Below are 14,680 nucleotides of genomic sequence, written 5' to 3' on the forward strand. Positions count from 1 at the left end.
CTAGAGACGAAACCATATTGAACGCTCTGGCACTTTTTTCTTCGGTGTTTGAGAGGCAACGAAATACTATGAAAGTTTTTGTCACAGGTGGTTCTGGGTTTGTCGGTCGCTGTATGATTCAGATGTTGCGCGATCGCCAAGAGGAGGTTATTGCTTTAGCTCGATCCGAACAAGCTGCCAAGCAAGTAACTCAATTGGGTGCTAAGGCAGTTCGCGGCGATTTGCTGGACGAACAAGCCATGACTCTAGGAATGCAAGGTTGTGACATTGTGTTCCATATTGCAGGTTTCTTAAGCATTTGGGGGAAATATCAAGCCTTCTACGAAACCAATGTTATTGGGACTGAGTGTACATTGGCTGCCGCACAAGCAGCAAATGTTTCTTGCTTTGTTCAAATTGGTGCTGCGGCTTCCGTGTTCGATCATCAGTCTTTATCTGAGATTGATGAATCTTATCCACTTCAGCAACCTAAATTTTCTCCATACATTGCCACTAAAAGCCTTGCAGAACAAAGAGTTATTGCAGCAAACCGACCTGGATTCAGAACCGCCGTAGTGCGTCCGTCGTGGATTTGGGGTAATGGGGATCACGTACTGCCTCAACTCGTAACGGCAGTAAAAACTGGACAATTCATTTGGATTGATCAGGGCAACTATTCATATATGACAACTCATGTGATGAATGTCTGTTATGGGGCAATTCTAGCAGCAGAACGGAGTCCCGGTGGACAAGCTTACTTCCTAAGCGATGGCGATGTCGTACAGTTTCGCAGATGGATCACAACATTGCTACAAATTGCTGGAGTCAAACCGGGGAGCTTAAGCATTCCGAGATGGGTTGCATGGAATATCGCTGGATTCATGGAAGCGATTTGGAGAATAACGAGGCGTAAAGGTATTCCGCCGATTACTCGTACAATGGTTCGGCTGATTGGGCAGGAATTGACCTTTACAGATCGTAAAGCACAAGAAGAACTCGGTTACACTCCGATTGTGACTCGTGATTCTGGATTAGCAGAACTTGCAGACCTCTATCATTCACATTAGTTATTATTTCAGCCTTCACACTTCAGACTTCTCAAGACGCGATTAATTCCGGCTGAGATGTCATATTTTGCAAAGTCTGACGCATTTCACTAATGGTTTGCAGTTGATAATCACTTACTTCTTGGACTTGCGCCAATGAATCATTAATTCCTTGCAGTTTTTGGCGCAAACCATCCAAAGAATCTTGAATTGGTCGTAAGGCTTCTTGATATAAATTCACTCGCGCCCAGGATTCAGCCACTGCTGTTCGCAAAGATTGTAAATTAGCTTCGAGATTTTTGATTTCTTGTTGTTTTTGGGACAAGTCATGATTTTGGTTATCAATCATCCCTTGGTCAAGCTCAATTGCAGACCGCATCTGCTCAATTTCTTGTTCCAGTTGTTGTAATACCTGGGATTGTTGTTGTCGCTGGCCATCAATTTGCAACAAAATTGGCGCAAAATCAATTGTGTTTTCTTCTTCGACGTTGGGGACTGGTTGTCCTTGGCGGCGGAGTAATACATTTTGATGTTGCTTCAAAGCCTTATCACGCTGCAATAAACTCCGGCGTTGACCTTCTAAAGTTTTATTGAGCATTTGATAATGGTCTTTTTCATCTGCCAGTTCCATTTCTAAATTGATATGATCCTGGTCAGAAGCTTGAGTGAGTTTATTTTCTAATTCAGTAATATCTGCTTGTTTATATTGCAGTTCTTGTTCTTGTTCTTGGACAAAGCTAGAGTCAATTTCTAATTTTTTCGCTAAATCTTGAACTATTTTTTGTAGTTCATCTAACGGCATTTTTTCTAATGCTTCTATATCAATTTTATTGCCAGAAATATCACCAGAACTAGCAGATAGAGAATTAATTTTTTGATATAAATCGTCTTGAGATTGCAACTGCTCTTTGACTATCCGAGCATATTCTTGCTTACTGGTAATGGTAGCTAAGTTAATTTTTAATTGAGCCGTTTGCTGTTCTAAAGAATTATGTGCTTGTTGCCATTCGTTTTGGCGATCGCTGACAGTTTGTGCCAGACGCTCAACTTCTTCTTGCTGTTGGTTAGCTAATGTTTTTTGCTGTTCTAACTTTTCCCAATGGGGATTTAAAGTTGCTTGCTGCTGTTCAATTAATTCAAACGCTAAATGCAGATGTTCTCTGACAGTTTCTGTCGGAGCAAATCGGCTAGATAAGCGATTCAATAAATCACTCATCACCCGACTTTGTTCTTCATCTAAAACATTACCTTGTTTGAACTCGGCTTGTCGTTCTTCTAAGCGACGCTGTTCACCGCGTAGATGCTCCCAAGCACCTTCTAATTCTTGGCGGTTTCGCTCAATTTCCGCTTGTAACTTTTCAATTTCCTCACGGGATGAGTCAATTTCCTGTTTCTGCTCATCTAGACGTTGACAGTCATCTTCCAGTTGTTGCAACTGTTCTAAGCGTGCTTCCATTTCCATTTCGCGGCGATTCATTTCCTGCGCCTGAAATGTTAGCGACTGCTTCCACTGATCAATCTCATCTTCCTTGAGTTTAAATTTTTCTAGCTGCCGCGAAAAATTTTGCAATATATTGACCAATGGCCGTCCCGCTTCTTGAATCCTTTGCACTTGGCGATTCGGATTCAGTTCGACTAGCACTAATGCACCATCGTTTAATTTGCTGGCTTCTTCTGCGGTAATCACCTCTTCCGACACAGTACTCCAATTCTGGTCGGTTCGCTGACAAGCTAGCAGTTTTAGTTCGGTTTTAGAACCACCACTAAGTAAGCCGCCCTTCTGCTTTTGTACTTCTGCTAAATACAGCACACCGTTCGTCCTTTTGCGTACTTAATGTCCGTGTTTTTATATATACCTAAAATGCTTATGTAAGTTTGTCTTAATTTCACCGTGGTGTAGGAAAAAATATAGACAAGACTATTGATAGACGTGAAAATTCACATCCTCAGATTTCATCAAAGCGATTGAGTCACGCCTTTATATTTTGTACTGGTGATAGTAATCATGACTTCCGTGTGATTACTAAGTTTATCAAGCAGTATTACGAAAATTTACGGTTTATGGCTAAATGTATCTCCTGATAGACATTAGTTGTTGGAGAAATAAGATGGCGAATGTTGGTGAGTAATAATTTACTTTACTTATGAGAAATCTAGCAAAAATTGCTGGGCAAACTTAAGTCAAGAAGATAACAAGGAGTTGCGTGGCGCTAAATGCAGGGAAATTTGAATGAAATTGATATTCGCAGTATTTTGCAATTGATTGAGTTAGGCCAGCGAACTGGGCAACTTTTAGTGGAAGCTGGCTTTCACAAGCAAGATCATCTCAACCTAGATGAGACAATCAGACATCGCCATAGCAAAAATCCCAGAAAACAATCATGGTTTGTCTTTTTTCTCAATGGTCAAATTATCTATTGTCAAGCGGGCGATAGTAATTTATCGCGGATTGACGATTATTTACGCCATTACCGAGTTGAGACAGGACTAGATCAAAAGCACAATACATCACTAGCCACCCAAAATGTCCCAGAGTATGGATATTTATGGACATTATTAGAGCGAAATATAATTAGCCCCAAGATAGCTCACAGTATTATTCAGCGCCTCGTACAAGAAACTCTGTTTGATTTGTTGAGTTTACACCAAGGTAATTTTATTTTTCGTCAAGGGGCAGCCCTCGCACCACAACTCACAAGTTTAGAAATTGCGCCCTTGGTCGCCAGAATTACCAAACAAGTCCAGGAATGGAAGCGCCTATACCCACAAATTCAATCCCCGGAGCAATTACCAGTATTAGTTGATACTGTAGAATTACGCTCCTCCCTACCAGAAGCAACAGTGAATAAACTACAGCATTGGGCGGATGGCAAAACATCGCTGCGACAACTGGCGCGTTACCTGAATCGAGATTTATTGACAATTGCGAAGGCGATATATCCTTATGTGCAGCAAGGTTGGTTACAACTAGTGGATGCGGCGACAAATCATTTCCAGACATCGATACCAGAGTCAGGGGAAGAAAACCATCGTCCGAGGATTGTTTGCATTGATGATACAACGACGATTTGTGAGGCTGTGGAGTCAATTTTAAAGTTACATGGTTATGAAGCGATCGCCCTAACTCAGCCCTTAGAAGCCCTGGGACTAGTATTTCAACTCCGACCAGATTTAATTTTATGTGACATCGCTATGCCAGAACTTGATGGTTACGAGATTTGCAGTATGCTGCGTCATTCGACAGCATTTCGCTTAGTACCAATTATTATGCTCACCGGCAAAGATGGCTTTATCGATCGCGTCAGAGCCAGAATGGTGGGAGCGACAGACTATCTCACAAAACCATTTGATGATTCAGAATTACTTATGCTTATGGAGAAATATGTTAATTACAAGTCTTTTATGGGAACACCAAAGAAATAGAAGACTTGTTGATTCCATAAAAGATGGGGTAAAAAATGTTATCACAGAATCAACTAACCCCATGCCAAATTATTATCTAGTCAATTAGTGAAATAATAGCATAAATTTATACAAGTAATTTTAACGGGGAGTCAGGGAATGTTCCAAAAAGGAACGTCTACATCAGGAGGTAGATAAACATTTATGAGTACAGTTCTGATTGTGGAAGACAGTCTCGCACAGAGGGAGATGATTATTGACCTCCTGAAAGCCACTGGTTTAACAGTTACTTATGCCAGTGACGGAGTAGAAGCGTTGGAGGCCATTCAAACCGCTCCGCCAGACTTGGTGGTATTGGATATTGTCATGCCACGGATGAACGGCTACGAAGTGTGTCGGCGGTTAAAATCTGACCCAAAAACCCAAAATGTCCCTGTAGTTATGTGTTCTTCTAAAGGCGAAGAATTTGACCGCTACTGGGGAATGAAACAGGGGGCGGATGCTTATATCGCCAAACCGTTTCAACCAACAGAGTTGGTAGGAACAGTCAAACAACTCCTGCGAGGATAAGGATGAAAATTATATGGTGAGCAAACCGGACTTTTTAGGTGGCACTGGTCAAGACCACTTCCGCCCAGAATTACAAGTAGAAAGTCCTGAAGGTGAGTTACATTTGCGTTTTTATATTCCCTCGCATCAGGAGTTTGCCCTACCAGCGACTGGTATTCGAGAAGTCTTAGAATTAAGCCCTGATAGAATTACCCCAATTCCTAATGCTTCTCCTTTACTTTTGGGTACTCTAAATTTACGAGGTCGAGTAATTTGGGTGGCAGATTTGGGTCAATTTCTGGGCGAAGGTACTGCGCTAAATACTGATAGAGCAGAAATTCCAGTAATTGCTATTGAGGAGCAGGAAACAATAGTCGGTTTAGCAGTCGATGAAGTCGGCGGTATGGATTGGCTAGATGTACAACATCTGATGCCACCAACAAATCTACCAGATACGATGGCTCCCTTTTTACGTGGCGAGTGGTCATTAGGTGCTAAAAGCAACCAGTTTCTAAGATTACTTGATCAAACGGCAATTGTGCGGAGTGCAAGGTGGGCAGGATGATATTGGGAGGGAGCAAATGGCAGCAACAATAGATGATTATCTAGAAACATATCAGCAGGCTTGTACAGCCTATGCGGAACAAGACTATGAATTCGCTGCTACCTTGGTTGATCAGGTAGTACAAAATGTACCAGATGACCCTAACTGCCACTTATTGAGGGGTCACGTCTACTATGTTTTGCAGCAGTACGATGTTGCTAAAGCCGAGTATCAAAAAGTATTAAAGTTGACTGATGATCCCGAAATCATTAGTTTTGCCAAAAATGGTCTAGAGAATATCAATCAATATTTACAACCACTGGAAGAACAAGCTATTCCGAGTGAGATTGATGAGTCACTGGAGTCAATTAGTCTGACTGGGATGACAGGGATTGGTGATCCCTCAGATTCAGATATGGATACATCAGACTTACAAGACTTAGGCGCATTTGCTAATTTAGACAGCCAAAGTTTGAATTTCGATAGTTTGGCAGAACCTCCATCATCGTCGAACCCATTTGATATTCCCACAGACAGCATTGTCATGCACAAAACGGTGGAAGAGTCACCTGCTGTGATCGATGATCCTTTTGCCGTCAGTCTAGATGACCAGAGTGCCGAACTCAACCACAGCCCAGAAGAAGAGATTGCCTTAGATTTACCCGCTTTTTGGCAAGAAGACATATCTGTCATCAGTTTAGATGATTCCGGCATTGTTAATAACCCCTTTGATAGTGGGACAAATGGCACTTCAGCCAGTTCACCCTTTGATAGCAACAGTGTTGATTCGCCGTTTGTGCCAGATAATTTACTCACAAGTGAGATTTTAGATACTGCTGAGGATGTTGTTTCCCCAGAAAATTCTTCTCAGCCAAGCATGGCAAGTTTAGACACGAAAATGGGTATTCTGGATGCAACTTTACCAAAATCGCCAGAAGATATCCCGGATGTGGACATAAAAACCAATCAAGATAATGTTTTTGCCCCCCAACCAAGTAATTGGTTAGAAAAAATCGAATTTCCGGAAAATTCGACCAATACCAACTCATCTGTTAACGACGATTTTTCTTTGCAAAATCCTCCTTTAAAAGCTGGCACAACTTTAGACACCAACTCGTTTGAGGGTGATGATAATTTTGATTTTGAAGCCTTTGAATCTGCCTTTGGCTCAGATGAATTTAGAACCACTGGGGATACTAACAGTACCCTCAGTAGTGAAAATTCTAAAAGTAATATCGAGTTTTTAGATGATTTTGATGAATTTGACGACTTGGGTAATATTCCAGGATTTGACTTAGCAGACTCGGATATGAGCTTTGGAGATGTGGTACTTTCTGGGCCATTGGAAACCAACAGCAGTCCCCGTAGTAAGGCGAATGAACCGATCCCGAATAATGGTAGTAGCGATCGCGATGAAGAACTATTCACCATTACAGGGTCGCAAGAAGCTGTCCCGATATTTACGCAAACAGATGTGTCAAAATTAGAGCCAGTAGCCAGTGTAGAGCAAGGCTGGTTAGCTCCCCTAGAAAATGCTTCTTTGGATATGAAGCCTTTTTTAGTAGCTGGAACTGTGGGAATTTTCTCAGCAATGGTGGTGGCTGTGGTCAGCTTTGGGGCGACTTCTTTTTCCGAACCTCAACAGCGAGCATCCATTCGTAACACAGGCTGGGCGATGTCCCTGGCGGCTGGGATTTCGGGGTTTGCCACGGCTGCTTTTATGAGCAATCTCACCCTCAAGCAAATTCGCCGTACCACCAAGGATTTACAAACTCAGTTTGATGCCGTCCGCCAAGGCAATCTCAATGTCCAAGCCTCCGTATATTCCGAAGATGAATTAGGTTTATTAGCTACTGGCTTTAATGAAATGGCGCGGGTAATTTTTACTACCACCAATGAAGCCCAACGCAAAGCTGATGAACAAGAAGAAGCCAAAGAAAACCTCCAACGGCAAGTAATTCGGTTGCTGGACGATGTAGAAGGGGCAGCCAGAGGTGACTTGACAGTGCAGGCAGAGGTGACAGCAGACGTACTTGGTGCCGTGGCGGATGCCTTTAACCTAACAATTCAAAACTTGCGCGATATCGTCCAACAGGTAAAAGTTGCGGCGCGGGAAGTAACCAAAGGTGCGACTAATTCCGAAACCTTTGCCCGTGCTTTATCGAGTGATGCTTTGCGCCAAGCCGAAGAGTTAGCTGTCACCTTAAATTCTGTGCAGGTGATGACTGACTCAATTCAACGGGTGGCAGAAGCGGCGCGAGAAGCTGAAGCCGTTGCCCGTGATGCTAGTAGCATTGCGCTCAAAGGTGGAGAAGCGGTAGAAAACACCGTGGCGGGGATTTTAGAAATTCGGGAAACTGTAGCGGAAACCACCCGGAAAGTAAAACGTTTAGCCGAATCTTCCCAAGAAATTTCTAAGATTGTGGCGTTAATTTCCCAAATTGCTTCCCGTACCAACTTACTGGCACTCAACGCCAGTATTGAGGCAGCCAGGGCGGGTGAAGCGGGAAGAGGATTTGCAATTGTGGCTGATGAAGTCCGCCAGTTGGCAGATAAATCGGCAAAATCTTTGAAAGAAATTGAACAGATTGTGATGCAAATCCAAAGTGAAACCGGCTCAGTAATGACCGCGATGGAAGAAGGCACACAACAGGTAATTAAAGGCACAAAACTGGCAGAAGAAGCCAAGCGATCGCTCGAAAATATTATTCAAGTAGCAAACCGCATTGATATTCTTGTGCGCTCAATTACCAGCGACACCGTAGAACAAACAGAAACCTCCCGTGCTGTCGCTCAAGTTATGCAATCAGTAGAACTCACAGCCCAAGAAACCTCCCAAGAAGCACAACGAGTTTCTGGCGCACTCCAAAACCTAGTGGGTGTGTCCCGTGACTTAATCGCTTCTGTTGAGCGTTTCCGCGTGGACACATTGGAATCGAAGTAGTCATTAGTCATTAGTCATTAGTCATTAACAAAGACAAAGGACAAAGGACAAAAGACAAAAACATCAGACTCAGCACTTAGCACTCAGCACTCAGAACTTTAATTATGCTGCCGGAACAACAACAGAGGATTTTAGGTTACTTTATCGAAGAAGCGCGAGACCACCTGAACACCATTGAACAGGGGTTGCTAAATCTGCAAAGTACCTTGAACGACCCGGAAATGATCAATGAAGTTTTTCGGGCAGCCCATTCTATAAAAGGCGGCGCAGCGATGCTGGGTTTAACCAGTATCCAGCATACATCTCACCGTCTAGAAGATTGCTTTAAAGTTCTCAAAGAACATCCGGTGCGGGTTGATGAAAAGTTAGAGTCTTTGTTTTTGGGTGTAGCTGATACTCTGAAAGCTTTATTAGAACATTTGAGTGGCCCTTACGGACTCTCCGAAGAAGCAGCCAATAATTTAATGTCGGAAGCTGAACCTGTATTTAAATGGCTAAATGAACATTTAGATTTGTTGGTACAAAAAGGCGGTGCAGCCGAAGATGGTCATACTATCATCCAAGCTGCCCATATCGAAACTATCAGTACGCTGACCGAGATTTTCCGGCGCGAGGATATTTCCGCAGCGACAGAAGAAACCCAAATTTCCGCACCAGTATTACCCGTACCGGAAAATACTTGGAGCGAATTTCAAAACCAGGTGCTGCAATCTCTCCGACAAATGTTGCAACTGTTTAAGCAACAAGCAACATCAGAATCACGGCAAAATCTTCAGCAGTGCTGTAGCCAGTTAGAAAAACTCGGACAAAGATGGAATCTGCCTAACTGGTCTAGTTTATGTCAAGCGGCGGCTAATGCAATTTGTAATAGTGAAAATACTTATCTGACTTTAGCCAAAATTGTGATTACTGAGATTAAACAAGCTCAGGAATTAGTTCTCCAAGGTAGAGATTCTGAAATTAAGATTACTCAGCAGTTAGAAGCACTGCTGAGTTTTCCTGAACTGGAGTCTTTCTCTTTAGACTTTGATTTATTGGACAATGCAGCGCCAGTCGAGACAGAAACTCCAATTATCAGTACCACGACTGCTGAGGAAGTTTCACTGATTGCCAGTGTCCAACCAGCAGATAGTGTTATCAGCTTGACAGATTTGAATGAACAGCTGAATCCAGACCAAGCAGCGATTAATCCTCCTGATGAGAATGGGGCTAATTTGCTGTTTAGTGAGGGCGAAGATGAATCATTGACTGTGGCGCGAATTGATCATCACGGCCCAGAGGTGGGACTAGCAGAATTAAATACTTTGGCGGATTTATTTGAAGGAGAGACACCAGAATTAGATGAAACTTGGCAACAAGAAGAAATTCTGGAGATTCATCCTATCAGTGATTTAGAAATAGATATTACTGAAAACCCCACAGCAGATCATGATAGTGATTTAGCTGATTTTCTGTCTTTAGATCATGGCTCTGGGGACTCATCAAGCAATAATCTCGACACGAGTGAAGACCTGGGATTGTTATTTGGCGATCATTTCTTAGAAAAAGAACCGTCAGTACCAACCACAGCACCAGAAACTCAGCCAGATTTTAGTAGCGTTAGTAATTCAGATGTCGATGAATTATTAGCATTGACTGGAGATGAGCCGCAACACTCAACTACGAGCGAAGTTACTCAACCAGCAAATCCAACGCATCCAAATAGTGAGTTATCGGCGACCCAGCAAGACATTTTAGATGAATTATTCCTGGAAAATGCCGAAATAAATACTGATCATCCAGAAATTGAGTTATCCAATTCCGAACCAAATGCTTTATCTTTAGATGGTTTATTTACAGAAGGGGCAGAAAATACCCTCATCCCCACATCAGAATTAGGCATTGGGGATTTATTTGAGAGTCCATCTGCCACAACAAATTTATCCCAGACAGAAGATGATTTGCATAACTTCTGGAATTCCCCCACAGAAGTAGACACAACTTCAGAATTTGAAGATGGTTTAGAAGTAGATGTTGCTAAGGCGTTAGAAGAAAGTTTATTTGCGGCGGCGGCTTCTGGGGAAATTTTTGTTGATTTTTCAGATACGAGTTCGGCAAATATTACCGATTACCGAGATGAGTTTGAACTAACTTTTCTCCAGTCAGAATTAGATTTTGATGTTGACCAAGAGGATGATTTATTTGGTAATATCAAGCCGCCTGTTGTGAGCGATCTCTCTGGCTCATCGTCAGAAATTCGCAACTTTGCCCAAGAACCAGAGGCGTTGGATGTCAAACCTGAATTTACCGAAAAATCCCCAGAATCAGATGTGGTTGATGCTCAAAGTTTTGGCGAATTAGAATTAAATCTTTTTGATGATCTAGAAACAACGGCAGAGAATGAAGCAATTACTTTAGATGATTTAGCAGTAAAAATTCATGGCACTTATATTCAGTTAGATAGTTCCGATAGTCCCGATTTTGATTTGTTTGGCGATATGAGTCTTGGGGAACCTGCTGAAGTATCTTCCCAAGAACCAGTGGTTAATCAAGATACAGAATTGAATTTATTAGATGATTTATTAGCTACAGATATTAGTGAATTAGAACCAGATTTAGACAGATTACTAGCAGAAACAGAAATTATTGAATTTTCCCAACTGCCAAGTTTTGACAATTTACTCGATGATTTATTCGTAACCGATAATAATCAACCAGAGACAACAGAACCAACAGTTAACGATAATTTTGATTTATTTTCCAGCAATGAAATGCCATCTGCCAGTAATGGGGAGACAGGATTAAAGCTAGAAGTTTATGAAAATATTAATGAGACAGTCGCTGTTGATGTATTAAGAGAAACAACAGAGTCACCAGAATTATTATTAGAAATTATTGAAACTGTAGCCGATACACCAACTATTGAACCATTAGCAGCAGAAAGTATTGCCACTCCAGAAAATACAAATCAGGAATCAGCCGCAGAAGATGACTTCGCGGATTTAGAAGCATTATTAGGTGAAGAATTACCGAGTCATGATGCAGCGATCGCCTCTGATGATTTTGCCGCTTTAGAAGCGTTATTAGGTGGCAACAAGCAAACCCCTCAACCTCCTGCACCAGAAATTCATCACACTAATATTCAAGAATTTCCTGCCACAACTAATCATAATTCTGCTAACGCAACACCAGCTCCACCAAAATTAGACGATGAATTTAGTGATTTAGAAAAACTCCTGGCGGAAGCAGATAACACCATAGCCCACACATCACAAATTAAACCCAACACAGGTAAAGCGCCCCGTTCGGGAGGAGGACGACGCAGATTTGAAGAAACAATGAAAGTGCCAGTTAAACAACTGGATGACATGAGTAATTTAGTTGGAGAATTGGTGGTGAATCGCAACACCTTAGAACAGGATCATGAACGGTTGCGACAGTCACTAGATAACTTGTTAATTCAAGTGCAGCAGTTGTCGGATGTGGGCGCGAGAATGCAAGAATTATATGAGCGATCGCTCCTAGAAGCTTCTCTCCTAGCCAGCCGCAACAAACGAGAAACTCAAATCCAATCTTCAGAACATGATACTGACCGAGGTTTCAGCGAATTAGAAATGGATCGGTTTACGCCGTTCCACACATTATCTCAGGAAATGATTGAATTGATTGTACGAGTGCGGGAGTCGGCGAGTGACATCGACTTTGTAACCGAAGAAACTGAACGTGTCGCCAGACAATTCCGCCAAGTCACAACGCAATTGCAAGAAGGTTTAACCCGCGCCCGTATGGTGCCATTTTCCCAGGCGGTTGACCGTTTGCGGCGTGGTGTAAGAGATAACGCCATTAAATGCGGCAAACAAATAGAGTTGGTGATTGAAGGTGGTGATACTTTAATTGACAAGATGATTTTAGATCATCTCACCGATCCCCTCACCCACATGTTGAATAATGCGATCGCGCATGGAATCGAAACTCCCGAAGAACGTCAAGCTGCGGGTAAACCACCAGTGGGTGAAATTACCATTCGCGCCTTCCACCAAGGAAACCAAACTGTAATTTCTGTGGGTGATGACGGTGCAGGTATCGACTCAGAAAAAGTCAAAGCTAAGGCTGTCAGAGTCGGGATGATTACCAAAGAACAAGCAAAAAGCATCTCGCGGATGGAAGTGTATGATTTGCTGTTCCAACCGGGCTTTAGTATCAAAGATAAAGCCGATGAAATTTCGGGACGTGGCGTAGGGATGGATGTGGTGCGTTCCGAGATTAGTGAAATTCGCGGGACAGTGAATACAGATTCCGCCATTGGCAAAGGTACAACATTCACGATTCGTCTACCACTCACCTTAAGTATTTGTAAAGCCCTGTGTTGCGTATCTGATAAAGCGCGAATTGCCTTCCCAATGGATGGTGTAGAAGATACTTTAGATATCCCGGCCAAAAATATTCAACATAATGCTGATGGCCAAGCATTTATTTCTTGGCGAGATACAGTCTTACCCTTCCGTCCGTTAAAAGAACTGTTATCTTTTAATCGCCAGTTGAGTCGCGGTAATGTTTACGGCGGTACAAGGGATGATGATACAGTGTCGGTAGTGGTGGTGCGATCGGGTAATACATTAATTGCTTTACAAATTGACTTGGTACTCAGTGAACAAGAAATTGTAATTAAGCAATTTGAAGGGCCAGCACCAAAACCCATCGGTGTAGCAGGTGCTACCGTTCTCGGTGATGGTCGAATTATGCCAATTGCTGACGTGTTGGAAATTATCGACATCTTCCAAGGACGCATATCTAAAAATGCTGGCGGTACTTCTTGGCAGCAAAAAGTTCCACCCAGCGTTACAGAAGCTCCGGCTGAGAAAATTGATCCAACTGTACTCATTGTTGATGACTCAATTACAGTTCGAGAATTGTTATCTTTGACCTTCAATAAAGCAGGCTATCGCGTTGAACAAGCCCGTGATGGTCAAGAAGCTTGGGATAAACTGCGCTCTGGACTACCTTGCGATATTGTATTCTGTGATATTGAAATGCCCCGTTGCGACGGACTGGAGTTACTATCACGCATTCAAAAAGATTCCAGCCTGAATTACTTACCTATCGCTATGCTGACCTCACGCGGTGCTGATAAACACAGACAAATGGCAATTCAACTGGGTGCTAGTGGTTACTTCACTAAGCCTTATCTCGAAGAAGCCCTACTCGAAGCTGCTGTCAGGATGTTGAAGGGAGAGAAATTGGTGAGTAGTAACGGTTGAGGGTGCTAAAGAAGTTTGAGATGAGATTAATACAGCATCATCAGACATTTGACTACAGCAAATCCTACTTGCTCACTCAATGAAAATGATAATCAAATACTAGGGTGGGAAGGAGGCGAACGACTCTCGCCTCCTTCCCCTTACCTCCAATTATCATTCTTATGCAGAGATATTTACTGGAGTTTAGACTAATACCAATTCACGAAATTACTGATACAAATCACTTCCTCGGCAACTCGGCTTCCGGTTGCCGAGCGAAGTCGAGGCGATGCTTTCATATCTGTATCATTTTTAAAGTGAAATGGTATAAATGGCAGGCAGTCAAAGAAAAAAATAGAGGGTGTGCTTGAACACAGGCCCCCTATTAGCAGAATCTGAGAAAAGAACCACCAATTCTCATCTGCCAATATGAAACGTGCCAAATTAGAGGAATTTCGTCAAGCAGCGTACAGTTATTTAGGAAGAGCGCATGATGCAACGTTTGAACTGATGGATGCAATATTGCTGACGCGAAACGCTTACAGTTTGGCTGATTTATCGCTATCACCAGCATTTAGACGTAAGTGGTCAAGCATCTACGAAGCATTACAAGATAGCAGACCTTAGTAGACGACTCTAGCGTTAAACCAATACGTCGCGGCGTTACCCTAGCACCTTCCAATGGCAAGTGGATGATTGCAACTGGACTGCGACAAAAAGCCGAGACCCCTATTAAAGTGTAGTTATGAAAATGGCGATCGTTTAGCTTATAGATTCATAAACAAAAAAGCACCCTTTCTTAAGAAAGGGTGCTTTTTTGAAGAAAAAGAGACCTGGCGCCGAGCAATTGTGGCAGGAGGCGACCCTCCAACTATCGTAGCCGCAGCAGCGTTTCACCTCTGAGTTCGGGATGTATCAGTGTGGTTCCACCGCGCCATAGGCACCAGGAAAGACAGTGAACAGTGAGCAGTTATCAGTTATCAAACAACTGTCACTAATT

The 14,680-nt window shown here is 42.6% G+C and carries 8 protein-coding genes and 1 rRNA gene; 7 read left to right on the plus strand and 2 right to left on the minus strand.

What is annotated here, in order from left to right; genetic code table 11:
- Positions 1 to 68 precede the first annotated feature (68 nt).
- Complete coding sequence (locus H6G28_RS28085) at positions 69 to 1,046, plus strand: NAD-dependent epimerase/dehydratase family protein (protein WP_190593039.1); 978 nt, start codon at positions 69 to 71, stop codon at positions 1,044 to 1,046.
- A 31-nt stretch (positions 1,047 to 1,077) separates the two neighbouring features.
- Here H6G28_RS28085 and hmpF read toward each other — a convergent pair whose 3' ends face one another.
- A complete protein-coding gene (hmpF, locus tag H6G28_RS28090) occupies positions 1,078 to 2,835 on the minus strand; it encodes a pilus motility taxis protein HmpF (RefSeq protein ID WP_190593040.1) in 1,758 nt (585 codons plus the stop codon).
- Between the two features lie 404 nt (positions 2,836 to 3,239).
- On the opposite strand from hmpF, the gene H6G28_RS28095 reads away from it, so the two are divergent.
- The 6 genes from H6G28_RS28095 (at position 3,240) to H6G28_RS28120 (ending at position 14,307) form a co-directional block, all read left to right on the plus strand.
- The gene (locus H6G28_RS28095; RefSeq protein WP_190593041.1) at positions 3,240 to 4,448 is read left to right on the plus strand and encodes a response regulator; all 1,209 of its coding nucleotides are present in this window, start codon (positions 3,240 to 3,242) and stop codon (positions 4,446 to 4,448) included.
- A 183-nt stretch (positions 4,449 to 4,631) separates the two neighbouring features.
- Positions 4,632 to 4,997 (plus strand): response regulator transcription factor, encoded by a 366-nt coding sequence (locus H6G28_RS28100; RefSeq protein ID WP_062297988.1) that lies wholly within the window; start codon positions 4,632 to 4,634, stop codon positions 4,995 to 4,997.
- Between the two features lie 13 nt (positions 4,998 to 5,010).
- Positions 5,011 to 5,541, plus strand: a complete 531-nt coding sequence (locus H6G28_RS28105; protein WP_190593042.1) for a chemotaxis protein CheW — start codon at positions 5,011 to 5,013, stop codon at positions 5,539 to 5,541.
- A 16-nt stretch (positions 5,542 to 5,557) separates the two neighbouring features.
- Positions 5,558 to 8,464, plus strand: a complete 2,907-nt coding sequence (locus tag H6G28_RS28110) for a methyl-accepting chemotaxis protein (protein ID WP_190675907.1) — start codon at positions 5,558 to 5,560, stop codon at positions 8,462 to 8,464.
- 104 nt (positions 8,465 to 8,568) lie between these two features.
- The gene (locus tag H6G28_RS28115) at positions 8,569 to 13,701 is read left to right on the plus strand and encodes a hybrid sensor histidine kinase/response regulator (RefSeq protein ID WP_190675909.1); all 5,133 of its coding nucleotides are present in this window, start codon (positions 8,569 to 8,571) and stop codon (positions 13,699 to 13,701) included.
- A gap of 408 nt (positions 13,702 to 14,109) precedes the next feature.
- Complete coding sequence (locus H6G28_RS28120; RefSeq protein WP_242054668.1) at positions 14,110 to 14,307, plus strand: hypothetical protein; 198 nt, start codon at positions 14,110 to 14,112, stop codon at positions 14,305 to 14,307.
- Between the two features lie 204 nt (positions 14,308 to 14,511).
- Here the strand turns inward: H6G28_RS28120 and rrf are convergent.
- Positions 14,512 to 14,628 (minus strand): 5S ribosomal RNA (gene rrf / locus H6G28_RS28125).
- Positions 14,629 to 14,680 lie beyond the last annotated feature (52 nt).

The sequence above is a fragment of the Nostoc sp. FACHB-190 genome (genome assembly GCF_014696905.1).
Taxonomy (GTDB): Bacteria; Cyanobacteriota; Cyanobacteriia; order Cyanobacteriales; family Nostocaceae; genus Nostoc_B.